The organism is Jeongeupia wiesaeckerbachi, from assembly GCF_050916355.1.
Lineage (GTDB): Bacteria > Pseudomonadota > Gammaproteobacteria > Burkholderiales > Chitinibacteraceae > Jeongeupia > Jeongeupia wiesaeckerbachi.
In genome coordinates this window covers 874938-896822 of record NZ_CP136946.1, presented here as the reverse complement: position 1 = coordinate 896822, position 21885 = coordinate 874938, and the positions used below count along the sequence as shown (strand labels likewise).

At 63.0% G+C, this 21885-nt stretch carries 25 protein-coding genes; 15 read left to right on the top strand and 10 right to left on the bottom strand.

Annotation, left to right across the window (positions count from 1 at the left end):
- Positions 1–2: 2 nt before the first annotated feature.
- From R0382_RS04460 to R0382_RS04435, 6 genes are all read right to left on the bottom strand, one after another.
- Complete coding sequence (locus R0382_RS04460) at positions 3–311, bottom strand: hypothetical protein (protein ID WP_432722675.1); 309 nt, start codon at positions 309–311, stop codon at positions 3–5.
- Positions 312–320: 9 nt separating this feature from the next.
- Positions 321–527, bottom strand: coding sequence for a hypothetical protein (locus R0382_RS04455; protein WP_432722673.1), 207 nt, complete (start codon positions 525–527; stop codon positions 321–323).
- 146 nt (positions 528–673) lie between these two features.
- Positions 674–1090: a hypothetical protein gene (locus tag R0382_RS04450; protein ID WP_432722671.1), complete on the bottom strand. Its 417-nt coding sequence runs from the start codon at positions 1088–1090 to the stop codon at positions 674–676.
- A 288-nt stretch (positions 1091–1378) separates the two neighbouring features.
- Positions 1379–2107 carry a hypothetical protein gene (locus R0382_RS04445; protein ID WP_432722670.1) on the bottom strand — a complete coding sequence of 243 codons (729 nt, stop codon included), beginning with the start codon at positions 2105–2107 and terminating at the stop codon, positions 1379–1381.
- A gap of 206 nt (positions 2108–2313) precedes the next feature.
- Positions 2314–2652 carry a hypothetical protein gene (locus tag R0382_RS04440; RefSeq protein ID WP_432722668.1) on the bottom strand — a complete coding sequence of 113 codons (339 nt, stop codon included), beginning with the start codon at positions 2650–2652 and terminating at the stop codon, positions 2314–2316.
- 130 nt (positions 2653–2782) lie between these two features.
- Positions 2783–2983, bottom strand: a complete 201-nt coding sequence (locus R0382_RS04435) for a SlyX family protein (protein WP_432722667.1) — start codon at positions 2981–2983, stop codon at positions 2783–2785.
- A gap of 127 nt (positions 2984–3110) precedes the next feature.
- Between R0382_RS04435 and R0382_RS04430 the strand changes: the two genes are divergently transcribed.
- From R0382_RS04430 to R0382_RS04395, 8 genes are all read left to right on the top strand, one after another.
- Positions 3111–4361: an Hsp70 family protein gene (locus tag R0382_RS04430; RefSeq protein ID WP_432722665.1), complete on the top strand. Its 1251-nt coding sequence runs from the start codon at positions 3111–3113 to the stop codon at positions 4359–4361.
- A gap of 479 nt (positions 4362–4840) precedes the next feature.
- The gene (locus R0382_RS04425; RefSeq protein ID WP_432722663.1) at positions 4841–5452 is read left to right on the top strand and encodes a histidine phosphatase family protein; all 612 of its coding nucleotides are present in this window, start codon (positions 4841–4843) and stop codon (positions 5450–5452) included.
- Positions 5449–6306, top strand: a complete 858-nt coding sequence (locus R0382_RS04420; RefSeq protein WP_432722660.1) for a class I SAM-dependent methyltransferase — start codon at positions 5449–5451, stop codon at positions 6304–6306. Before R0382_RS04425 ends, R0382_RS04420 begins: the two co-directional genes overlap by 4 nt.
- A 199-nt stretch (positions 6307–6505) precedes the next feature.
- Entirely contained in the window at positions 6506–7591 is a 1086-nt protein-coding gene (locus tag R0382_RS04415; RefSeq protein ID WP_432722658.1) for an extracellular catalytic domain type 2 short-chain-length polyhydroxyalkanoate depolymerase, read from the top strand.
- Positions 7592–7608: 17 nt separating this feature from the next.
- Positions 7609–8118, top strand: a complete 510-nt coding sequence (locus tag R0382_RS04410; RefSeq protein ID WP_432722657.1) for a hypothetical protein — start codon at positions 7609–7611, stop codon at positions 8116–8118.
- Between the two features lie 358 nt (positions 8119–8476).
- A complete protein-coding gene (locus R0382_RS04405) occupies positions 8477–9013 on the top strand; it encodes an SRPBCC family protein (RefSeq protein ID WP_432722655.1) in 537 nt (178 codons plus the stop codon).
- Between the two features lie 30 nt (positions 9014–9043).
- Positions 9044–9901 carry an SDR family oxidoreductase gene (locus R0382_RS04400; protein WP_432722653.1) on the top strand — a complete coding sequence of 286 codons (858 nt, stop codon included), beginning with the start codon at positions 9044–9046 and terminating at the stop codon, positions 9899–9901.
- Between the two features lie 220 nt (positions 9902–10121).
- Positions 10122–10880 carry an AfsA-related hotdog domain-containing protein gene (locus R0382_RS04395; protein ID WP_432722651.1) on the top strand — a complete coding sequence of 253 codons (759 nt, stop codon included), beginning with the start codon at positions 10122–10124 and terminating at the stop codon, positions 10878–10880.
- 25 nt (positions 10881–10905) lie between these two features.
- Here R0382_RS04395 and R0382_RS04390 read toward each other — a convergent pair whose 3' ends face one another.
- The gene (locus tag R0382_RS04390) at positions 10906–11820 is read right to left on the bottom strand and encodes a LysR family transcriptional regulator (protein ID WP_432722649.1); all 915 of its coding nucleotides are present in this window, start codon (positions 11818–11820) and stop codon (positions 10906–10908) included.
- Between the two features lie 96 nt (positions 11821–11916).
- Here R0382_RS04390 and R0382_RS04385 point away from each other — a divergent pair, with 96 nt between their 5' ends.
- From R0382_RS04385 to R0382_RS04365, 5 genes are all read left to right on the top strand, one after another.
- On the top strand, positions 11917–13599 hold the full coding sequence (locus tag R0382_RS04385) for an FAD-dependent monooxygenase (protein ID WP_432722647.1): 1683 nt from the start codon (positions 11917–11919) through the stop codon (positions 13597–13599).
- Positions 13589–14284 carry an HAD family hydrolase gene (locus tag R0382_RS04380; RefSeq protein WP_432722645.1) on the top strand — a complete coding sequence of 232 codons (696 nt, stop codon included), beginning with the start codon at positions 13589–13591 and terminating at the stop codon, positions 14282–14284. Before R0382_RS04385 ends, R0382_RS04380 begins: the two co-directional genes overlap by 11 nt.
- Positions 14285–14418: 134 nt before the next feature.
- Positions 14419–15339 carry a DMT family transporter gene (locus R0382_RS04375; RefSeq protein ID WP_432722643.1) on the top strand — a complete coding sequence of 307 codons (921 nt, stop codon included), beginning with the start codon at positions 14419–14421 and terminating at the stop codon, positions 15337–15339.
- A 70-nt stretch (positions 15340–15409) separates the two neighbouring features.
- The gene (gene tpiA / locus R0382_RS04370; protein WP_432722641.1) at positions 15410–16246 is read left to right on the top strand and encodes a triose-phosphate isomerase; all 837 of its coding nucleotides are present in this window, start codon (positions 15410–15412) and stop codon (positions 16244–16246) included.
- A gap of 82 nt (positions 16247–16328) precedes the next feature.
- Positions 16329–17297, top strand: a complete 969-nt coding sequence (locus tag R0382_RS04365) for an MBL fold metallo-hydrolase (protein WP_432722639.1) — start codon at positions 16329–16331, stop codon at positions 17295–17297.
- Positions 17298–17346: 49 nt separating this feature from the next.
- Here the strand turns inward: R0382_RS04365 and R0382_RS04360 are convergent, their stop codons facing one another.
- Positions 17347–18276: a LysR family transcriptional regulator gene (locus R0382_RS04360; RefSeq protein ID WP_432722637.1), complete on the bottom strand. Its 930-nt coding sequence runs from the start codon at positions 18274–18276 to the stop codon at positions 17347–17349.
- Between the two features lie 101 nt (positions 18277–18377).
- On the opposite strand from R0382_RS04360, the gene R0382_RS04355 reads away from it, so the two are divergent.
- Complete coding sequence (locus R0382_RS04355) at positions 18378–19265, top strand: DMT family transporter (RefSeq protein ID WP_432722635.1); 888 nt, start codon at positions 18378–18380, stop codon at positions 19263–19265.
- A gap of 4 nt (positions 19266–19269) precedes the next feature.
- Here the strand turns inward: R0382_RS04355 and R0382_RS04350 are convergent, their stop codons facing one another.
- Positions 19270–19869: a short chain dehydrogenase gene (locus R0382_RS04350; protein WP_432722633.1), complete on the bottom strand. Its 600-nt coding sequence runs from the start codon at positions 19867–19869 to the stop codon at positions 19270–19272.
- 94 nt (positions 19870–19963) lie between these two features.
- On the opposite strand from R0382_RS04350, the gene R0382_RS04345 reads away from it, so the two are divergent.
- A complete protein-coding gene (locus tag R0382_RS04345) occupies positions 19964–20905 on the top strand; it encodes a LysR family transcriptional regulator (protein WP_432722631.1) in 942 nt (313 codons plus the stop codon).
- A 28-nt stretch (positions 20906–20933) separates the two neighbouring features.
- On the opposite strand, the gene R0382_RS04340 is transcribed toward R0382_RS04345, so the two are convergent.
- Positions 20934–21767, bottom strand: a complete 834-nt coding sequence (locus R0382_RS04340) for a helix-turn-helix domain-containing protein (RefSeq protein WP_432722630.1) — start codon at positions 21765–21767, stop codon at positions 20934–20936.
- Positions 21768–21885: the final 118 nt, after the last annotated feature.

The following is a 21885-nucleotide window of genomic DNA, read 5'->3' as shown; positions in this document are numbered from 1 at the left end:
CGTTAGCGACTGGCGGCAGCGGATGCTGTACGTGCACGGTAAATGCACAGAGCCCAGACCCAGATCGCCAGCTCGACCACGAACGACCAGTGCAGCACGAAGTTCAGCCACCAGGGCTGGTAGCGTGCCGGCACGGTGAACAGCGCATAGGGCCGGTCCACAAAGGGCGCAAACCACCAGATATCGCCAACCAGACTGTCCAGCAGCATGTGCAGCAGCATGTGCAGCAGGCCGCCGAGGCAAAACACCAGCGCCAGCACGGCCGCCCTGGATTGGCGGGCGAGGCTGAACCACAGTGCGGAGAGCGCCACCAGCGCCAGCTACACCAGCGGCCAGTGTGTGAAGTACTTGTGATGGTGCGTCTGGCGATGATCGACCAGATGAAACCAGAGCATGTCGAAATCCGGCGCCAGCGCACCGACAATGCCGGCCACAATGATGGCTGCCGCCGATGCAGGCAGTCGGGGCGCGTGCTTCAGGATCAGTGCGGACAGGACGTAGCCTGACGGCAGATGGGCGATGATCATTGGATGGGCTGACGTTTGCGGAAACCTGGATGGGTTGAGCGCCAGTGGAGCCCTGTACCGTGTCAGTACACGCTGGGCTTCATTGCATTCAGTCCAAGCGGCGTGCTGGATTGAAGGGGCCGGCGTTTCGTGTTTTTGAGCTGATGCTAACGCCCACACACGAACTGAGCGCCTGTGACCTGTGCATATGCTTTTTCTTCCGGATATTCCTCGCCAGCGGTGGTGACCCGGAGACGGTTTCCGTACTCGTCCTTGAACAAGAAAGCGCAGGGTGCAAGGCCTGTGGGGGCACAACTTTCGATTTCCACATAACCTTTGGTCCAGAATTGTTGACCATTGCCGTATTCAAAATCGGGGTCCGCCTTGGCTTCTTTAAATGATTTGGTTTGCAGTGGTTGCCATCCGGCAGACAAGAGCGCCTTTCTTGCCTTGTGGTATGTGAGCTTGCTTATTGCAGGAAGCGTTGCATGCTGGGCGGGCTTGCAAGTGCTCCCCGCTGCGAATGCGGGCGCTGTGGCGGCAAACATAAAAGACGCCAAAATCGGTAGCAGAACTTTTCTCATGACTTCTCCGTGACGGTACGAATTTTCGGATGCCTAAGGCAGTGCAGGGTCTGCAAATTAACTGGGATGCTTGTCGTATGATGGCGCCGACAAACAGAGCTTGATTGCTTTTTCTGCCGCGATATTAGGTGCCATGCGTCGCAGCAAGTAGGTCGGGTTGAGCGTTAGCGAAGTCCAACACCGCGCCTGGAATGTGTTGGGTTAACCCGACCTGCTCTCCGGAAGTCACCAAGTGCGGCACCGAAATGGGCGAAATCCATTTCGGTGCAGCTTCCTTGGATAGTGCGATTAAGCGGCTACTTCCGGCCGTTTTTCAAGATTGCGCAGATTTCTTTCAATTCTGATGATGACGGAAAGAAAGACGATCATCAAAAAGCTCGCAAAGGCGCCAGCCGCAATATAAAGACTTTGCATGCCCTCGGCTTTTTTTACGAGATATTCCTGCTGCTTGGTCGCGCGTTGAGCTTTTTCTTGTTCGACGTTGGCCTTGAATTGCTGAAAGAAATCCCCTACCACCTTCTGAATAACATGTTGCACCGAGGTCGTTTGCGCGACTTTAATCACCGATGGATCCTTCAATGTTTTCTCCATCGCATCGGCAAAATTTTTTGCGTATTCGGCGGTAAGTTTTGGCTCACCCAGTGATTCGGCCGTCTGCTTTGCGTATGCGATGAACTCGGCGTTGTCTATGTTTTGCGCGTTTTTATCAAGGCTTTTAATGAAGTTGGTCATCGCCGTGGCGGCCCGCTCATAGAAAACGGCATTCGGGTCTTTTGCTGCCATGTCGTTAGATGCTTTGGGAGCTTGCTGTTGCTGCACGCCTGGTTTTGCCGTGATGCTTTGAATCAAATCCTGTTCCGAAACGACATGCGTGGTTTCGGTTGCCGCCGGCTCGGATTGGAGGGCCTTGAGCGAGTTAAGCCCAAGAATCACCACCATGATTAACAGCAGGCCCGCGACCGCGATGACGACGAAGCGCAGAATGGCCAGGTAGGCGTTTTCCAGTTTTTGCAGCATGCAATCCTCTTCTTGAAAATTTGAGCTAAAAAAAGCCAATCAAACCGGACGTGGCAGGCGCTCATTGCCCTTGCTTGATGACGTATTGGCGCGGTAATGATGTCACCATTTTCTAGGTATTTACAGGGGTTTGCGTCAGTTTGTTTGTGTTATTTGTAATTTGAACGTTTGTGTTTTCTGGGTGTTTCGTAATATTTCGAGCTGGCTCAGCGCTGCTGAACGCCCCAACCCGGATCAGGCTGGGCATCGAGGCCGCGGTCGATCAGGTCGGTCCAGTCGAGGTAGAGCGAGTAGATGTCGGCGCGGTTGGCGATCTTGCCGTGCAGCACCACGCCATGGCCTTCGGCCCAGGCGAGCGCGTCGAGTTCGTCGTCGCCTTCGAACAGCACGACGTAGCGGTCGTCGGAGAAGTCGATCAGCGGCCGGTCCGGGCCGAACAGGTCGGCGCGCAGTTGCTTGAGCGTCTGCAGCATGTCATCGCCGTGCTGTTCGTTTTCTTCGAGGCTGGTCGAGCCGGTCAGTGTGACGCTGTGAAAGCGGGCCATGAGTCGCCTCCGGCGCAAAAGCCCAGTCTAAGCCGCAGCAAAGGCCGGACCTTGCGCGCAGTCAAATCCGCGTGTTGCGGCGAATCTGGCGCGAAGGCGAGGCGATCGGACCGGATCGAATCCGGTCCGATCAGTAATGCGGCGGAATCTCGTTGAGCAGGCTGGCTTGCGAGACCGGGTCGCCGGCGCGCAGTTGCCCCTGCACCCGGCGCAGCTCTTGCGCCAGCAGTTCCAGGTCCTGCTGCTGACGGGCGACGACGCGGTTCAGTTCGTCGAGCAGGTCGTCCTGCAGCGCAAGGCGGATTTCGAGTTCGGTGATCCGGTCTTCCATGGCGGTGTTCCGTATTGCGTGATGGGGCGGGCCGCAAGCATAGCGCGTTGCGCGCCACCCATCCGGCCTGTTTGACGCTGCGGGCTGACCGGCGTACTGTCGCGGACCTTTTTTCGCGAGCCACCCCATGAGCTACGCCTGTGGCATCGACTTCGGCACTTCCAATTCCACCGCGTCGGTTTACACCGGCGCCGGCGCGCGGCTGCTGCCGCTCGAGGACGGCAAGTTCACGCTGCCGTCGGCGGTGTTCTTCAATCTCGAGGACGACACGCTCGCCTTCGGTCGCGCCGCGCTGGCTGAATACCTAGAAGGCTACGACGGCCGGCTGATGCGGGCGATGAAGAGCCTGCTCGGTTCGAGCCTGATCGATGCCGGCACCGAGGTCGGCGGTCGGACGCTGGCGTTCCGCGAGCTGATCGGTCGCTTCATCGGTGAAGTGAAGGCGCGGGCGCAGGCCGGTGCCGGCCACGAGTTCGATGCGGTGGTGCTCGGCCGGCCGGTGCGTTTCGTCGACGACAACGACGCCGCCGACGCGCAGGCCGAGACGACGCTGGCGCAGATCGCCCGCGATCTCGGCTTCAAGGACGTCAGCTTCCAGTTCGAGCCGATCGCCGCCGCGCACGATTACGAAGAGCGGATCGAGCGCGAGGAGCTGGTGCTGGTGGTCGACATCGGCGGCGGCACGTCGGATTTCTCCTTGATCCGGTTGTCGCCCGAACGGCGCGGCAAGGATGACCGCAGCGCCGACCTGCTTGGCAGCGGCGGCGTGCACATCGGCGGGACCGATTTCGACAAGCGGCTGTCGCTGGCGACGGTGATGCCCGAGCTGGGTCTTGGCACGCTGCTGAAACGCGGCGCGGCGTTTCCGAGCAGCGTGTTCTTCCATCTGGCGACCTGGCACACGATCAACTTCGCCTACACGCGCAAGATGCGCCAGACGCTGCACGCGCTCGGCCCGGACGTGACCGACCTGCTGCGTTACGACCGGCTGTTCCATGTGATCAACCAGCAATCGGCGCACCATCTGGCGATGCGGGTCGAGGACACCAAGATCGCGCTGTCGGATGCCGAGACCGTGGCGCTGCACCTGAGCGAGGTCGACGAGACGCTGGTGCGCGATGTCTCGCGGCAGACCTTCGCCGATGCGATCAATGACGAGATCGAGCGCGTCGGCCAGTCGGCGATGCAGACGCTGGTGCAGGCCGGCGTCGCGGTCGGCGAGGTCGACACGCTGTTCTTCACCGGGGGTGCATCGGCGGTGCCGGCCTTGCGCGCGGCGATGGCGGCGCTGTTCCCGGCCGCACGCGTGGTCGAAGGCGATGCCTACGGCAGTGTTGGCGCCGGCCTGGCGGTGGTGGCGAAGCAGCGCTACGGCTGAGAACCTGTTCATTGTCTTGCCGCACGACCCGGATCGGGGATCATGTGCTGCCCGAAATCCTCAGGTACTCGTGTTCGTTCCGGTGTCTGCGCGGCGCTTCACCCCGCCGAGGGTCGCGCGCGACCGACCCTGAACAGGTTCTGAGTCCCCGCCCCGTCCGGCGGCTGCGTGGCCTCGTCCGATGCTCCGGAACCCCGAAGAAGGGCTCACTTCGGGCGCATCCCAAGGCTCCTTCCGGGAGGCATGGATCACAGGTTCATTCCGGTTTCCCCCTGTGGGCCGTCCTTCGGAGCGCCCTCGCTTCGGGGGCCAGTTTGGCTCGCTCGGCCACTGCAACAGGCTCCGCGTCACCCGTGCCAGGCCTTTCGGTCGTGCAGGGTGGCGCGAAATGGCCGCTGGCCATCGTGGCAGCAATGCCACGCGGGTAGGCGGGAGCGGCGGGTATAATCGTCGGCTGGATTTCCCGAGAGAGCCCCCCGATGTCCCGCACGATTTATCTGCTTCGCCACGGCCAGACCGAGTTCAACACGGTGCGCCGCCTGCAAGGCCGCTGCGATTCGCCGCTGACCGCGATCGGCCGCGAACAGGCCGGTGCGATGGGCGCGGCGTTGCGGGCGGAAATCGGTTCGACAGGCGTTTCGGCTGCGGGTTGGGCGATGCGGGTCAGCCCCTTGCCGCGCGCGCAGGCCAGCGCCGCGCTGGTCGCCGCTGCATTGGGCTTGCCCGCTGCGGCGATGACGACCGACGAGCGCATCGTCGAGGTCGGTTTCGGCGACTGGGAGAAGCAGTTGCGTGAAGACCTGGTCGCACAGCATCCGGCGCTGGAGACGGCACCGGACTGGCATTTCCATTCGCCGAACGGTGAAAAGCTCGCCGACGTACTGGCGCGGATCGATGCCTTGCTGAGCGATCCGGCGCTGCCGCAGCGGCTGATTCTGGTCTCGCACGGCCTGTTCGGCCGCCTGCTGCGCGCGCGCTATCTGCGGCTGAGCGGTGACGCGCTGTTCAGCGGCGAAATGCCGCAGGACGCGTTCTACCGGCTCGAAGGCGGCGAAGTGACGCGGATCGATTGCGCCGGAGTGATGGCATGAAGGGGACCAAGGCCAACGCACCGGCCCCGGGCGGCGACAAGTACGACATCCGGCCCGAGCAGTCGGTCGAGCTGCTGAAGGAGCTGCACATCCTGACGCGCGACGGCAAGCTCAACCAGGACAGCCGCCGCAAGCTCAAGCAGGTCTACCACCTGTTCAATTTCATCGAGCCGCTGCTGCGCGATGTGCAGGCCGATCATCCGGACGTGTCGCTGGTCGACCACGGCGCCGGCAAATCGTATCTGGGCTTCATTCTTTACGATCTGTTCTTCAAGGCGAACGCGCCGCAGGGCACGATCTACGGCATCGAAACCCGCCAGGAGCTGGTCGAGCGCTCGACCGAACTGGCGGCGCGTTGCGGCTTTCCCGGCATGCGCTTCCTGAACCTGTCGGTCGCCGATTCGATCACTTCGGGCGCGCTGCCGGCCGAGATCGACATCGTTACCGCGCTGCACGCCTGCAATACCGCCACCGATGATGCGATTCGCTTTGCGCTGGAAAAGAAAGCCAAACACATCGTGCTGGTGCCCTGCTGCCAGGCCGAAGTGGCCGCGGTCCTCAGGAAGAACAAGCAGCAGGCGCTGAAAAGCCCGCTGGCCGAAATCTGGCGCCACCCGATCCATACGCGCGAATTCGGCAGTCAGATCACCAATGTGCTGCGCTGCCTGCAGCTCGAGGCGCATGGCTATCACGTGACGGTGACCGAGCTGGTCGGTTGGGAGCATTCGATGAAGAACGAGCTGATCGTCGCCAGCTACAAGAACCTGCCGCGCAAGAAGCCGGCCGAGCGGCTGAACGCGGTGCTGGCCGAGCTGGGGCTCGACGAAATGCACGAACGCTTCTACACGGCCTGACAGGCCTTGCTCCGACAAAACCGGCCGCTGGCCGGTTTTTCTTTGCCTGCCGTTCGTCTGCTAACTGCGGCGGCACTGGTCATGCTGCACTGCAAAATATGATGACGATGTACTATCTACTCTCTTACGTTGATTGACATTTTCGGCGATCCGGCCTGGCCAGGGTCGCCATTTTTCGAACGTATCAGGAGGAAGGGAAGTGGTCGCCACCGATTCCAAGGTAGTTCAGCTCGGACGCTACAACGTACAACAGGGGCAGAGTTCGGTATCCGGTCTGTCGTCCGGTGCCTTCATGACCGTGCAGCTGCATCTGGCGCATTCGGCCAGCTTTGTCGGCGCGGGCATCATCGCCGGCGGACCATTCCGCTGCGCCGAATCCTTCCCCGGCGCCGCGCCGGTGGCCGAGGATGCCTTCATCCAGAACTCGCTCTACATCTGCCTGAATCCGCTGGTGCCGCACACGGCGCCGAACGCCGAGCATCTGGCCCGGCTGGCGCGCGAAACCGCCGCCGCCGGCGAGATCGACCCGGTCGAGCACCTCGGTGACGACAAGGTCTATATCTTCACCGGCAGCAAGGACGAGGTGGTGTTCTCCGATACGGTGGCGCGGACCAAGCGTTTCTACGAGCTGCTGGGGATCAGGGCCGAGCACATCGATTACGACGACAGCGTGCCGGCCGGCCATTCGATCATCACGCAGAACCCCGAGGACTCGCCGCTCGGTACCAACCAGCCGCCTTATATCAATCAGGGCGATTTTGTTCAGTCGCACCGCATCCTCGAACACATCCACGGCAAGCTGAAGCCCGCGGTCGATCGTCCGACCGGCCGGCTGGTGCGCTTCGACCAGCGCGAATTCCTCGACTTCCTCGGCGACGACGACAAGAAAGCCCGGCGCGACAGCATGAGCGACTACGGCTATGCCTATGTGCCGAAGGCGGTCGAGGACGGCGAGCCGGCGCGCGTGCATATCGCCTTGCATGGCTGCAAGCAGGGTTACAACTATGTCGAATACACCAACGGTCGTCGCGACACGCTGACGTCGCCGCCCTACGGCAACCGCTACGTGACCACCACCGGCTACAACGAGCTGGCCGACGCCAACAACTTCATCATCCTGTATCCGCAGGCCGAGGGGACCGACAACGGTTATACCCAGAACCCGGAAGGCTGCTGGGATTGGTGGGGTTATTCGAGCGCCAATGCGCAGCGCCCCGACTATTACTCGCGCAGCGCGATCCAGATCCGCGCCATCCACGACATGCTCAAGCGCCTTGGCGGCTGAGTCAGGGAGAAAAAACAATGTCCTTTTTTGATTCGATTTCGGCTGCGATCCCGCCGTCGCTGCAGTCTCCGGACGTGCAGCGCCTGAACAGTCTGAGCCAGCTGTATGCCCAATCGGCCAGCCGTCAGTGGCAGAGCGGTCTCAACGCCGCCGCCGCGCTGCCCGCGTATGCCAATCCGGAGACGCTGTTCGAAGCCTGGGCGCTGCAGCAGGCGGTGTGGCAGCGGCTGCAGAAGCAGGGCGAACAGTGGCGGGATGGGCTGGCAGCAATTTACGCCGAGCGGAACCAGCTGCGCCGGGCCAATACGATGAGCAAGTTTTTCGAACAGGAGTACAACCTGTACGCGCAGTTTGGCGAGCTCGTCAGCGACCAGTTCACCAGCCTGCTCGAGCTGATCGACAACATCCAGGTCGACTACGGTTACTGGATTGCCCAAAAGCAGACCGACACGGTCCAGACCGCAAACGCGCCAGCGTCGGCAGACGGCGTTGCCAGTACGCGGCGCAAACAGGCCAACGCGGCCTAAGCCAGCCAAGCCGGGGCGCAAGGCCCCGGCGCTGGCCGATCCCGTCGGCCAGCATTGGTGGCGCGCTTCATCCTGCAGTCGCTGAAATCCGTCGATTCCCCTTCTAGCGCACGTCCTTGCCGCCAAGCCGCGCCGTCGGCCGCGCTCGGATGCACACGCCCGGCGCCGTCGGTTTCTCCGCGTTTACCGGCGTAAGGAAATAGGCCCTCGCGCCGCGTATAGCAGGTATATCAATCGTTCATTTTCCAGCGTCGATAGCCTGGAATATATTGTGATCAACCCGAGACGAACAAAGGGAAGCGAAACAGGATTTCGCTGATCATTGAATCAAGCGGGGGGTCGCAAGACGCAATTCACGATGACGGGCGTCATGCATTTCGGTGAGAAAGACATAGAGGTTTTGATGTTGAGCAAATTCAGTATTGCAGCAACATTGGCAATGATGTCGGCAATCACATCGGCGGCCGGTATCGATCAACCCAAGATCGTGCTTGAACAAAAATTCGACGTCGGTGTTGAAAAGGCATGGGCCAAGCTCGGTACATTCTGCGGCATATCGCGTTGGCAATCACTGGTGAGTGCCTGCGTGGTCGAGGAGCGTTCTGACGGCATTTACCGTGTCGTCATCATGAAAAACGACACGGCATTTACCGAGCGGCTGGAAACATTTTCACAGGCCGATCACAGCTTCAGTTATTCGATTCTGAGCGGGCCGCTGCCGGTGAATCAATACCGGTCTGAATTAAAAATAGAGCCGCAGGGAAAGGATTCGAAACTGGTTTGGCGGGCGTGGTACACCGTACCGGAAACGGGCGATAGCCAGAAAATCAAGAATGACCTGGAATCGCTGTTCAGGAACGGTATAAACGGAATGACGGCATTGCTGCATTCCTGAGTTGTTCAAATTAAATACAAAGGAGAAATCATGATTCTGGTCACTGGTGCCACTGGCAATGTGGGTAGCGAAGTCGTTCGTCGTCTTGCAGAACAAAATGTCGCGGTTCGCGCACTGACCCGCAATGCGGACAAAGTCGGTCAATCGGGTTCGGTTGAATGGGTGCAGGGCGAATTCACCGATGCGGCCAGCCTGGCCAAGGCATTGCGCGGCGTCGACAAGGTTGTGCTGATCACGCCGGCCCACGCCGACATGGTGGCGCATCAACTGGCCGTGGTCGACGCCGCCCAGGCTGCCGGCGTGAAGCACATCGTCAAGCTGTCCGGCCTTGGCGCCGGTCCGGAAGCGCCGATCCGCCTGCCGCGCAACCACTTCGAGATCGAAACCAAGATCCAGGAGTCCGGCATCGCCTACACCTTCGTCCGTCCGAACCTGTTCATGCAGGTGCTGATCGGCTCGGCCGGCAGCATCGCTTCGGATGGCGCGATCTACGCACCGGCCGGCGACGGCGCCATCAGCTTCACCGATGTGCGTGATGTCGCGGCGACGATCGTCACCTCGCTGCTCGAAGCGGGCCACGAGAATCAGGCGTACGAGATCACCGGCCCGGCCGCGCTGACCTATGCCCAAGCCGCGGACGTGCTGAGCACGGCAATCGGCAAGCCGGCGAAATACGTGGCCGTCGACGAAGCTACCGCGCGCGACGCGATGACGTCGGGCGGGCTCGACCAATGGCTGGTCGAAGCCTTCCTCGAGCTGTTTCAGATCTACCGCGCAGGCTACGGCGCTGCGGTACTGAGCGAGACCGTGGCCAAGGTCACCGGTCGCCCTGCGCACGATCTGAACAATTTCGCCAATGCCTATCGCCCGCAGTTCGTAGCGGCCTAAGCACCCAGCCCATTCGGCGGCTGCGCCTGCGCATTTTGTCCCCGTCCGATGCTCGCAATCCTCATGGACTACCTGTCCACTCCGGTTGCTGCGCTTCGGGCGAGAACAAACCGCTTTGGCTCGCTCGCTGGCAGGAATGGGTTCTAAGCGCACCGGGGGACGCGCGGTGGGCGATGGCGCCCACCGGCTTCCCTGCGTGCTCAAACCGAAGAGAATTTCGATGAATCAAGATCAAATTGTCGTGGTCGGTGACAAGTTCGCGCACTTCGCGAACCTGCCCGGCGTGGTGACGGTCTCGCAGCTGGCGCACAAGCTCGACGGCGGGGTGCAGGACGATGCGCTGCCGACGTCGGTGGTGATCGGCCAGGGCGTTTCCGAAGGCTGGTACACCTACCTGAAGGGACGTTTCAACGCCCGCGGTGTGCAAGTGGCGTTTCGTGGCGAGGAGCAGATTACCGGTCGTACCGGTCGCCGCTTCAGCCACAAATGGCAGCGCCGCAACATCCTGATTACCGATCCGCAGCAAACCGGCATCAACCAGTACCACATGCTGCTGTCGCTGGACGACGACTGCGAAATCATTTCCGACCACACCACCGGCCACCACATCCAGGGCATGGTGCTGACCGAGGCGGCGCGCCAGGCGTTTCTGGCGGTGAGTGAATGGTTCCTGCTGCCGAAAAACGAGAAGTACTACTTCGTGATCAACAAGTTCAACGTCGATTACACCAAGTTCACCTTTCCGTTGCAGGTCGGCATCGACTTCCAGATCGAGTCGCTGGACCAGAGCCGCACCGACCGGATGTCCGCCAAGACGACGATCCGCTTTGTCCAGCATAACGAGACGGTCTGCACCGCCGAGGTGGAGTACACCGCGATCCTGGAAAGCCGGCTGAACCCGAAGGAAGAGCAAATGGCCATTACCGCGTTGCAGAACGCGCTGAATGTCCAGGTTTCACATCCGCTGCAACTGGCCTGATGGGCGGATACCGGGTCATCGGGGCTTAAACCAGCTCCTGGCAAGTCTCGATGACCTGATCGCGGATCCAGTTGGAAATCGGATTCTTGGTCAGATGATTCAGCCGGATGAAGTGGAATAAATGGTTTTCGCTCGGTAGTGGTAGTTCGTTGATGCGCAGTGGATAAGCCTTGGCGAAATGCTGTGCCAGACGGCGCGGCAGGACGCAGAGATAAGGTTGCTGGCACAGCAGTTCCGGAATGGCATTGAAACTGTGTACCGAACCGATGACGCGACGTTTGTTGCCCATTTCGGCCAAACGCTCATCGACCCAGCCGGACAGGTGGCCTTTATAGGAAACCAGTAAATGTTCGGCAGCAAGGAATTGCGCCATGGTCAATCCGTCCGAAATATGCGGATGCAGATTGGAGCACACCGCGACGTAATCTTCGCGGAATAGCGGGTCGGTGGCGAGGCGGCTGCAAGGCGGGAGCGAGGAAACGATGGCGCAGTCAATTTCGGAACGCTCGATCAATTCATGGGCGTCCTGATAGGTCGCCGGCATGGTGGTGAGAAAGACCGACGGCGCTTGTTGACTGACGCGTTGCAGCAGTTTGGGCAGGACGATGGCGATGCCGTAATCGTTGAGTCCGAGTTTCAAGGAAGTAGCGATGAGTTTGGGGTCGAAGCCGGATGCCATATTGACGGCGGCTTCGAGCAAGGCCATGCCCTCGAACAGCAGCGGGGCGATCATTTCAGTGGTGCGGGTAGGGCGCATTTCGCCGTCGATTCGGACAAAAAGGCGCTCATTGAAAATGTAATTCAATCGCTCCAAGGCACGACTGACCGCCGGCTGTGTCATTGCAAGCTGCTTTCCGGCATGCGTGAGATTGCGCTGGTTGTAAATGGAAAGCAGGACTTTGAATAGATTGAGGTCTATCGGTCTCAGGCTGTTGTTCATGGCAGCTTTGAAGAATTGAAAAATGCGGGTTCAGGGCAATAGCGCCAGATAGGCCGCTCCGAACGAATTCACAACTTTTTATGGTCGGGCTGAAAAGTGCATAAAAGTTTCGTTCCTGTTTTAGTGATCGGTGCCGGTCCGGTGGGGATGGCGACCGCGGCATTGCTGCGTCTACAGGGCATCGCAGTGCGGGTCATCGAGAAAAACGATGCGCCCACACCGTTTTCGAAAGCGGTGGGTGTCCATGCGCGGACGCTGGAAAGCATGCATGCGCTGGGGGTGACCGAGCAGTTGCTCAGCCAGGGGCATCCGATGCATTCCTTTCGTTTGGTTGACAGTGGCCAAACAATTATGCGGGCAAAGTTTACAAACATTTCATCGGCATATTCGTTTGTTGTAGGTTTGCCGCAAAGCTGCACCGAGCGCACCTTGCTGGCGCGGCTGATCAGTCTGGGCGGTCGCGTCGAGTGGAATACCCGGCTCGTCAGCATTGCGCAGCTGGGTGATCGCAACGATGCGACGCAAGCCGCGCAGGTGCATCTGCAACACGCCGACGGCAGCGAGGAGCTGGTGAGCTGCAACTGGCTGATCGGTGCCGACGGCAGCCGCAGCGCGGTGCGCGAGATGGCCGGGATCGAGTTTCCCGGCGGCGACTACGGCAAGTCCTTCATCCTCGGCGACGTCAAGGTCGAGTGGGCCGGCCCGAAGTACGAGCTGCAGTTCTTCCTGTCCAAGCACGGCTACCTGCTGCTGGTGCCGATGCCGAACGGCCTGCATCGGATCATTGCGCAGACCGACAAGGTGTACGAGGACTTCCAGGGCGACGAGAAGCCCAAGGCGACGCTGGCCGAGTTGCAGGCGATCGTCGATCGCCAGGGGCCGGGGAATATGCGCGTGCACTCGCCGGAATGGCTGACGTGCGCGCCGTTCTACCACCGCCGCGCCGACACCTGCCTGAAGGGCCGGACGTTGCTGGTCGGCGATGCCTTCCACCTGTTCAGCCCGCTGGGTGCACAGGGCCTGAACACCGGCTTCCAGGACGCCTTCAATCTGGCGTGGAAGCTGGCCTATATCGAAAAGGGCTGGGCGCCGGTCGGACTGGTCGACAGCTATCGGCGCGAACGCGAGGCCATCGCCAAGCTGATCGCGACGATCACGTCCAAGACGACCGACTACATCACCGCGACGGCCTGGCACCGCCGGCTGATGCGCCGGCTGATGACGCGCTGGTACAACCCGACGCCGAAGGTGCAGGAGCAATTGCCGCGGCTGCTGGCCGGGCTGATGCAGGCTTACGACGGCGCGCAGGCATCGCCGAAGGGTGTGCCGCAGGCTGGTGCCCGGGTGCCGCATGCCTGGGTGCCCGATGTCCTGGGCTACAAGCCGCTGGCCAGCCAGATTCATGGCACCCAGTTCACGCTGCTGCTGATCGTCAACCGCCTCGACGCGCAGACGATGCAGCAACTGCAAGCCTTCAGCAGCCAGCACCTGCCGCACATGCCCTACCTGCGCGTAAAGCTGGTGACGCGCGAGGTCGAGGCGATCGAGCAAGCGATACCGGCTGGTATCGACGTCATCGAGGACAGGCTGAGCAGCGTTTTCGAGGCCTTCGACGTGACCGAACGGGCGCTGGTGCTGGTCCGCCCCGACGGCGTCACCGCGCTGTCGGCCCACGACTGGTCGCTGGACGCCGTGTCCGCCTATTTCAACAAAGCACAATTTGCAACGCTCCCGGCCAAGACCGTGGCGCGAGAGGAGCTGGTTTGCCATGACGCGTAAGGCTGCTTTCTTCGACGTGGACAACACGCTGCTGAACCTGAAGTCGATGTTCTCGTTCCAGCAGTACTACTACGCCCGGACCGGTTCGAGCGAGGCCTACCCGGCCTTCGTGCAGATGCTGCAAGAGCATCCGCAACGCCACGACCGCCAGGCGCTGAACCGGCTGTTCTACCAGAGCTTTTCGGGGCGCAGCCAGTCGGTGCTGCGGGCCATTGCCGAGGCCTGGTTCGCCCATCAGCTGGGCGAGTACGGCGAGGCGCTGTGGATCGGCTCGGCGCTGACGCTGGCCAAGCGCCTGCGTGCCGAGGGTTATCAGCTGGTGGCGGTGTCCGGTTCGAGCCATGAAATCCTCGCGCCGCTGTTGCGTCACCTTGCGTTCGACGCCTGCCTAGCGACGACGCTGGAAGTCCGCGACGGCTTTTACACCGGCCAGATCGACGGGCTGCAGATGATCGGTGACGGCAAGGGCGTGGCGGTTCGCCAGTACGCGGCCGAGCAGGGTATCGATCTGGCCGCCTGCGTTGCCTGCGGCGACCACATCACCGATCTGCCGATGCTGTTCCAGACCGGTCGGGCCTTCGTGGTCGAGGGCGATCCGGCGCTCGAAGAGGTGGCCCGCCAGCGTGATTGGCCGGTGCTGGCACTGAATAGCCAGGACTTGGCGGCCGAGGCCGTGCACGTCTGAGTACCCGGTGGCGCGGTCGGTGTGCCCCTGCAGCCGATCGCCGCTGGATGTCGCAACCCGAAACCGGCCCGCTGCGCGTACTCCGGCATGCGCAAGGGCTAGGTCTGACTTCCTTCAATCAAAGAGAGTACGAGATGAACAATGTATCCCGCTGGGCCGCCATGCTGGCCCTCCTGTTTGCCACTGCGGCCTGGGGCGGTCTGTTCCATGCCGGCAAGCTGGTGCTGAACAACGTCGACCCGTTCTGGTTCACCGTGGTCCGCTACACCGGTGCATCGCTGCTGCTGTGCGGCATCCTGGTGCTGCAGGGCAATGTCCGCTGGACGCTGCTGCGCGAACACTGGCTGCGTCTGGCCAGCCTCGGTCTGATGGGCTACGGCATGTTCGGCATCCTGGTCTTCATCGGCCTGTCGCACTCGGTGCCGTCGCACGGTGCGGTGATCATGGCGACGATGCCGATCACCACGCTGCTGATGCGCTGGGTGTTCGAACGGCAGCGCCCGCAGCTGTGGGCCTGGTGCGTGGTCGCGCTGGCGATCTTCGGCGTCTCGCTGGTGTCCGGCGTCTGGCGCAGCAGTTCCGACGTGGGCCAGAGCACGCTGATCGGCGACCTGATCGCCTTCGTCGGCACCGTCGGCTGGATCATGTACACCCGCGGCCAGGCCAGTGTCTCCAGGTTGTCGGTGATCGAGTACACGACCTTCACGGCGATTCTGGCGCTGCCGGGGCTGTTCGCCTTTGCCCTGGTCGCGACCTTCTTCGGCTATGCGCATCGCCCGGCACCGGCCGATCTGATCGCCGCGATTCCGCCGATCCTCTACATCGTCGTCATCGGCACCGTGCTGGCCGCACTGGCCTTCAACAAGGGCGTCCGTACCCTCGGCGCGGTCCACGGCATCGTGTTCATCAATCTGGTGCCGGTGTCGGCCCTGCTGATCAGCGTTGCCAAGGGGGCCTTGCCCAACGGCGCCGAAATCGTCGGGACGCTGCTGATCATCGTCGCCCTGACCGTGCAGGCCCGAAAGATGGGACTGGCGGCCAAGGCTAGCCAATAGCGCGTGGCGCGTCGGGCCGCCGGTCGCCGGTGTCCCGATGACGATGCACGCGATGCCTAGGAAACGCTTCATGAAGATGGTCATCGGCAACTGGAAAATGAACGGCAACATCGATCTGTTGCATTCGATTGTTCCGACACTTTTACAAGACGGGCTCGGCGCCGCGGTGGGCTTATGCCTGCCCTATCCCTACCTGAGCGCCGCCCACTCGCTGCTGAAGGCGGCCCGCTCGCAAATCAAGCTCGGGGCGCAGAACCTCAGCGAGCACCCCTTCGGCGGCTATACCGGCGAAATCTCCGCGGCGATGCTCAAGGAGTTCGGTTGCAAGCTCGTGCTGGTCGGGCACCCGGAGCGCCGCAGCATGTACGGCGAAACCCGTGATGTGACGGCCAGCAAGCTGCACGCGGCGCTCGGCGCCGGGCTGTACCCGGTGTATTGCGTCGGCGAAACGCTGGCGCAGCGCGAGGGCGGGCTGGCACGGCAGGCGATGCTCGACGAGCTGGCGCTGCTGGCCGGCGTGCCGAGCGATCGCTACGCCGTGGCCTACGAGCCATCGTGGGCGATCGGCGGCGGTGTGACCGCGACCGGCGCCGACATCAACGAGATGCACCTGTTCATCAAGGACGTCCTCGGCGCCGGTACCCGGGTGCTGTACGGCGGCAGCGTCAAGGGGCACAACGCCGCGCAGGTGCTCGGTCTCGACAGCGTCGACGGCGTCCTGGTCGGCAACGCGGCGCTGTCGGCCAGCGAGTTTCTCAGCATCTGCCGCACCGCGAACCGCTGCGCGCACGGCGAGCCGATCGAACTGCTGAAAAAACCGCGAGCCGGCCTGATCGACGCCGACGCGGGGGCGCATCCGCTGCCGGGCATGCCCTTGATCGATGGCGCTTTCTGGCGCGGGTTTTGAGTTTCAAGCGCGGGCAGCGGCTTGATCGCGGCAGCGCTTTTTTTCACAGCAACAACGCAGTCCAACACAACAAGGAGCAACCATGAAATTTCCGTTCAAATCCGTGATCGGTGGCGCACTCGCCGTGATGAGCCAACTGGCGCTGGCCGGCCAGCTGGGCGTGTTCACGTCCGACGCCAACGGCTTCAATACGCATACCTTCTACTACGACGACGGCAAGGAAGTGACCGTCATCGATACCCAGTTCGTGCCGGCGCTGACCGAGGCGATGGTCAAGCAGATCAAGAGCGAGACCCAGTCGCCGATCACCCGTGTCGTCGTCACCCATCCGAATCCGGACAAGTACAACGGTCTGCCTTACCTGCACAAGCTCGGTGTCGAATCGATCACCAGCGCGGCGGTGTCGGCGGAAATGCCCAAGGTGCACGCCTACAAGGAAAACTTCTGGGTCAACACCGCCAAGGCCTTCAAGCCGGGGACCTATCCGGCGTTCGAGAACGTCAAGACGACGTTCAGCGGCAAGACGGTGCTGAAGCTCAAGTCCGGCGAAACGCTGAGCCTGTTCGAGCTCAAGCATCCGGGCGTCGCGACCAAGCAGGTGGTCGTGCGCGTCGACCAGAGCGGCGATCTGATCGTCGGCGATCTGCTGCACAACAAGGCGCACCTGTGGCTCGAAGGCGGCCTGGTCAACGGCAAGCCGCGTGCGGACCTGAAGGCGTGGTCGGCGGCGGTGGGCGAGTTGACCGCGCTGTCCAAGGACAAGCCGAATGCCAAGGTCTACGGCGGTCGCGGTGAATTCGTCACGGTCAGCGCGGCGGTCAAGGAGCAGCAACGCTACCTGACCCAGGCCGATACGCTGGTCCGCACCTATATCGAACAGCTCGGCGACCGGAAGGGCGAGTTGAAGGATCCGAAGCTGGCGGCCAATCACTACAAGGAGCTGGAGCGTCGTTTCAGCGCGCGTTTCCCGGACTACAAGCTCAGCTACATGATCGGCTACAGCGTGTACGGCCTGGTCAATAGCGATATCGACAGCGGCAACGCGCTGTAATCCCGAAACCGGGCGCCATAGGGCTCGTCAGTGGCGCAGTGGGCGAGGCTCACTGCGCCAATCGCGTTGCCAGATAGTCGATCAGCACGCGTACTTTCGGCGCCAGATGGCGCTTCGGCGGATACAGCAACCAGGCGCTGCCGTGATAGGCCGGCGCGCGGAACGCCCAGTCCGGCAGCACCTGCACCAGCCGGCCGTCATCGAGCGCGGCGCGTGCGGTGAAGCGCGGCAGGCAGGCGATGCCGACGCCGGCCAGCGCCCCGTCGAGCCGGATCATGCTGTGGTTGGCGACATAGCGGCCGCGGACGGTGACGCTGGCGACATCCTTGTCGCGGCGGAACTGCCAGCGCGCGTCGTCGGGCGTTTCGCCGAGATACAAACAGCTGTGACCGGCCAGCTCGCGCGGATGCTGCGGCGTGCCGTGGGCAGCGAGGTAGGCCGGCGTGGCGGCCAGTACATGTTCGATGCGCAGCAGCGGCCTGGCGGCGAGGCCCGGCGGTGGCGTGTCGGTGATGCGCAGCATCAGGTCGACGTCGTCGTCGTACGGATCGACATCGCGGTCGCTGAGGATCAACTGCACGTCGACGTCGGGATAGCGGGCGAGGAAGTCCGCCATCACCGGGTGGACGACCTGCCGCCCCAGCGCCACCGGCATGCTGATGCGCACCAGCCCGTGCGGTGCGTCCATGAATTCGTTGGAGACCGCCATCACCGAGCGGGCCGCCGCGACCATGTCCTGCGCGCGTGTCAGGACGGCGCGGCCCGGTTCGCTCAGCCGCAGTTTGCGCGTGGTGCGTTCGAGCAGCCGGGTGCCCAGCGCCGTTTCGAGCCGGGCGATCTGCCGGCTGATCGCCGACGGCGTGGCGCCGAGCTGTCTGGCCGCCGCCGAGAAACTGCCGGCGTCGACGACGCGGACGAACACGGCCATGTCGTCGAGCAGACCGAGATAGTCGCCGCTGGCGCCGCGTCGGGTCGTCATCATCTGTTCCGGATATGCACAAGTATTGTGCCAGTCTGGCTGATTATCGCGATCAGCGGCAAGGACTAAGCTGGCCTTTCCGCCATCCAGTGAGCCGCCGCATGAATGCCCTTTCCCGCCGTCCCTGGCTGGCCGACGCCATGCTGTTGCTGGTCGCGCTGCTCTGGGGCACCAGTTACGGCGTCGCCAAGGGCGCACTCGCCTGGTATCCGGTGCTCGGTTTCCTGGCGGCGCGCTTCGGCCTGACTTTCCTGCTCCTGCTGCCATCGCTGCGGCAACTGGCGCAAGCGGAGGGACGTGCCGCGCTCATCGCCGGCCTGCCGCTCGGCGCGATCCTGCTGGCGATCTTCATTTGCGAAACCTTCGGCATTGCCCAGACCAGTGCGGCCAATGCCGCGCTGTTGATCAGCCTGTGCGTCGTACTCACGCCGTTTGCCGAATGGGCGATGTTGCGGCGGCGGCCGGAAACGAGTGCCTTCATCGCCGCGCTGGTGTCGTTGTTCGGCGCCGGATTGTTGAGCCACAGCGCCAGTCTGAGCTTCAATCTGGGCGATGCGCTGATTCTGGCCGCGGCGGTCCTGCGGGCGGTGAACGTCTGTCTGATCAAGAAGCTGACGCACGACAAGGCGATGCCGATGCTGACGCTGACCGCGATCCAGGCTGGCGTCGTCTGCGCGGGCAGCGTGGTCGTCGCGCTGGCCGGCGGCGGCTTGCCGCCGCTGCCGACCGCACCGGGCTTCTGGCTGGCGACGCTCTATCTCGCGCTGTTCTGCACGATTTTCGCCTTGGTCGCACAGAACTGGGCGGTGCGCCGCGGCAGCCCGACGCGCGTTTCGCTGCTGATGGGCAGTGAACCGGTGTTCGGCGCGCTGTTCGCCGCGGCCTGGCTGGGCGAGCGGCTGACGCCGCTGGCGTGGTGCGGTGCGGTGCTGATCGTCGCTGCCAGCCTGTGGGCGACACTGCCGCGGCGGGCGGCAGCCATCGCGTGACGACTCAATGCACCGGGTAGATGCGTCCGGTCTGCAGCCCTTCGACGCTCTTGCTGTAAGCCAGGGCGACGCGGGCGGCCGGGACGGCTTCGAAGCCGTGGAAGTAGGGGCCGTAGCCTTCCAGTGATTCGACCAGCACGTTCGGGCTGACGACGTTGATGCGCTGGCCGCGCGGCAACTCGATCGCTGCGCCGCGGACGAAGCCTTCGATCGCCGCATTGACCATGCTGGCGCCGCTGCCGTAGCGGATCGGCTCCTCGCTGACGATGCCGCTGGTCAGCGTGAAGCTGCCGCCATCGTTCAGCACATGCTGGCCGGCGATGACCAGATTCACCTGTCCCATCAGCTTGTCGTTCAGGCCGATCGCGTACTGCTCGGGCGTGAACTCGCCCAGCGGGCCGAAATGCAGGCTGCCGGTCGTGGCGATGACGGCGTCGAGCGGGCCGGTTTCGCGGAACAGCCGCTGGACGCTGGCGAGGTCGGTCACGTCGACGCGGAAGTCGCCGCTGTTGCGGCCGGCGGTGATGATGTCGTGGCGCGGTGCGAGTTCGGTGGCGACGGCACGGCCGATGGTGCCGCTGGCACCGATAACGAGCACTTTCATGGTGAACTCCGTGGACATGATTGTTGACGAAATTCATCATATACAAGCTTGAATCGATGATAATCAGCGCTGAACTCAAATCACTATTGCAACCATGAATGGAATCGACGCCAGCCACGCCGCCACGCAGCAGTTGCAATGGGCGATGAGCTTTGCCGCCGTGGTCGAGCACGGCAGCTTTACCCGTGCGGCCGACGCACTCGGGGTCTCGACCGCGTTGGTCAGTCGTCAGGTCGGCCAGCTCGAAGCATTGCTCGGCACGCCGCTCTTGTACCGGACGACGCGGCGACTCAATCTGACCGAGGCCGGGCAGGTGTACTTCGCGCATTGCCGCAACTGGCCCCAGTGGGTCGGCGCCGCGGCGCAGGCGGTACGCGAGCTGCGCGACGAAGTGGCGGGCACGGTGCGGATGACGGTGCCGACCAGCTTTGGCAGCGCCTTCATGGCGCAGGCGCTGCTGGCGTTCCGCGCGCGCTATCCGCAGGTGAGCGTCGAGCTCGACCTGAGCCGCGAGCCGCGCGATCTCGAGGCCGACGGCTTCGATCTGGCGATCCGCTCGAACCTCGCCGCGCCGGAGCGGCTGGTGTCGCGACCGCTGAGCCTGGTGCGCGACTGGGTGGTGGCGAGCCCGGCGCTGCTCGGCAACGCGCCACCGCAGACGCCGGCCGAGCTCGCGGACTGGCCATGCCTTGCCAACCAGTTCTTCCGCGATGCGACGCACTGGGTGTTCAGCCGCGACGAATTGCCGTACGCCGTCGATATCGTCCCAGTCTTGCAGAGCAACAACTTCGACATGCTGCGCAATCTGGCGCTGGCCGGTGGCGGCATTGCCCGGCTGCCAAGCTATCTGGCGGCCGCCGACGTCGAAGCGGGGCGGCTTGTCCTGCTGTTGCCCGACTACCGCTTGCCGGCGCTGCCGTTCTACCTGGTCTATCCGCAACGGCTGCCGCAACCGGCCAAGGTGCGCGCAGTGATCGACTTCCTGCTCGACTGGTTCGCCCGGCCGCAGCAGGCCGTATTGCTGGGGCAGCCCTGAAGGCGGGAGCGCCTGGCCCGGGATGCGGTCAGGCGGGGCGTTGCCGGCGAAATTGCGCCGGCGTCATCGACTGGCTTGAACGGAACTGCCGGTGGAAGTTGGCGACGCTGGGAAAGCCGCTGTCGAGTGCGATGCGTTCGACCGACAAAGCGCTGCCCCACAGCAGGCGGCACGCATGGCCGATGCGCAGGCGCTGGACGTAACGGCCAAACGGTTCGCCCAGTCCGGCCTTGAAGCGGCGTTTCAGGCTGGCGACCGACAGGCCGCAGGCCGCCGCAACATGGCTTTGCGTGATGGCTTCGGTGTAATGGGCCTGCAGATAATCCAGCGCCAGCGCCAGCTGTGCGTCGAAGCGGCCTGCCGTGAAACCTCCGGTGCCGAGCGATTGCCGCGCCGGGTCGCCGACCAGCTCCGCCGCGATGGCGAACAGCAGGCCGAGCCGGGCGAGCGGTGTGGCGGTGGCAAGCGCCCGGAAATGCGGCACACAGGCGTGCGCCGTCTCGATCGAGAACCGGATTGCGTGGCCGTCGAGCAACGCCGCCAAAGGCAGGCATTCGGTAAAGCCAGCATCGACCGCAGCGTTGGCCCAGCCGGCGGGCAGCACCAGCACGTGTATTTCGTGCGGACCGCCATCGGCGTCGGATTGCCATGTATGCGGCATGCCGGGCGGAATCAGCACCAGATCGGGCGAGCCGTAAGGGTCGATCCGCTCGCCCAGATACCGCCGTCCCGCGCTGGCAAGCGTGAGCGTCAGCTCGAAACCCGCGTGGTTGTGCCACTGGAATGGAATCGCGGGCAACAACAGATGCGTGTCGTACCACGAGAGGCCGGGGGCCGGGGTCAGCGTTTGCCGGTGCAACATCGTGTCTTGCCTCTTCCGGTGGGCATCCGGATCGGCCCGGAAGGTGAGCCGATCGTATGGAAAATTGTACCTATCGGATAGATGGCAGGTGGCGGCGTCATCCAGACTGGCCGTACAT

Bases quoted from the DNA above. Each gene is read 5' to 3' on its own strand.
- R0382_RS04405 (WP_432722655.1), top strand. From the start codon at position 8,477: ATGACGGGCGTCATGCATTTCGGTGAGAAAGACATAGAGGTTTTGATG.
- R0382_RS04425 (WP_432722663.1), top strand. From the start codon at position 4,841: ATGTCCCGCACGATTTATCTGCTTCGCCACGGCCAGACCGAGTTCAAC.
- R0382_RS04445 (WP_432722670.1), bottom strand. From the start codon at position 2,107: ATGCTGCAAAAACTGGAAAACGCCTACCTGGCCATTCTGCGCTTCGTC.
- R0382_RS04360 (WP_432722637.1), bottom strand. From the start codon at position 18,276: ATGACGACCCGACGCGGCGCCAGCGGCGACTATCTCGGTCTGCTCGAC.
- R0382_RS04350 (WP_432722633.1), bottom strand. From the start codon at position 19,869: ATGAAAGTGCTCGTTATCGGTGCCAGCGGCACCATCGGCCGTGCCGTC.
- R0382_RS04410 (WP_432722657.1), top strand. From the start codon at position 7,609: ATGTCCTTTTTTGATTCGATTTCGGCTGCGATCCCGCCGTCGCTGCAG.
- R0382_RS04440 (WP_432722668.1), bottom strand. From the start codon at position 2,652: ATGGCCCGCTTTCACAGCGTCACACTGACCGGCTCGACCAGCCTCGAA.
- R0382_RS04395 (WP_432722651.1), top strand. From the start codon at position 10,122: ATGAATCAAGATCAAATTGTCGTGGTCGGTGACAAGTTCGCGCACTTC.
- R0382_RS04420 (WP_432722660.1), top strand. From the start codon at position 5,449: ATGAAGGGGACCAAGGCCAACGCACCGGCCCCGGGCGGCGACAAGTAC.
- R0382_RS04340 (WP_432722630.1), bottom strand. From the start codon at position 21,767: ATGTTGCACCGGCAAACGCTGACCCCGGCCCCCGGCCTCTCGTGGTAC.
- R0382_RS04450 (WP_432722671.1), bottom strand. From the start codon at position 1,090: ATGAGAAAAGTTCTGCTACCGATTTTGGCGTCTTTTATGTTTGCCGCC.
- R0382_RS04355 (WP_432722635.1), top strand. From the start codon at position 18,378: ATGAATGCCCTTTCCCGCCGTCCCTGGCTGGCCGACGCCATGCTGTTG.
- tpiA (WP_432722641.1), top strand. From the start codon at position 15,410: ATGAAGATGGTCATCGGCAACTGGAAAATGAACGGCAACATCGATCTG.
- R0382_RS04435 (WP_432722667.1), bottom strand. From the start codon at position 2,983: ATGGAAGACCGGATCACCGAACTCGAAATCCGCCTTGCGCTGCAGGAC.
- R0382_RS04380 (WP_432722645.1), top strand. From the start codon at position 13,589: ATGACGCGTAAGGCTGCTTTCTTCGACGTGGACAACACGCTGCTGAAC.
- R0382_RS04430 (WP_432722665.1), top strand. From the start codon at position 3,111: ATGAGCTACGCCTGTGGCATCGACTTCGGCACTTCCAATTCCACCGCG.
- R0382_RS04375 (WP_432722643.1), top strand. From the start codon at position 14,419: ATGAACAATGTATCCCGCTGGGCCGCCATGCTGGCCCTCCTGTTTGCC.
- R0382_RS04400 (WP_432722653.1), top strand. From the start codon at position 9,044: ATGATTCTGGTCACTGGTGCCACTGGCAATGTGGGTAGCGAAGTCGTT.
- R0382_RS04455 (WP_432722673.1), bottom strand. From the start codon at position 527: ATGATCATCGCCCATCTGCCGTCAGGCTACGTCCTGTCCGCACTGATC.
- R0382_RS04390 (WP_432722649.1), bottom strand. From the start codon at position 11,820: ATGAACAACAGCCTGAGACCGATAGACCTCAATCTATTCAAAGTCCTG.
- R0382_RS04345 (WP_432722631.1), top strand. From the start codon at position 19,964: ATGAATGGAATCGACGCCAGCCACGCCGCCACGCAGCAGTTGCAATGG.
- R0382_RS04365 (WP_432722639.1), top strand. From the start codon at position 16,329: ATGAAATTTCCGTTCAAATCCGTGATCGGTGGCGCACTCGCCGTGATG.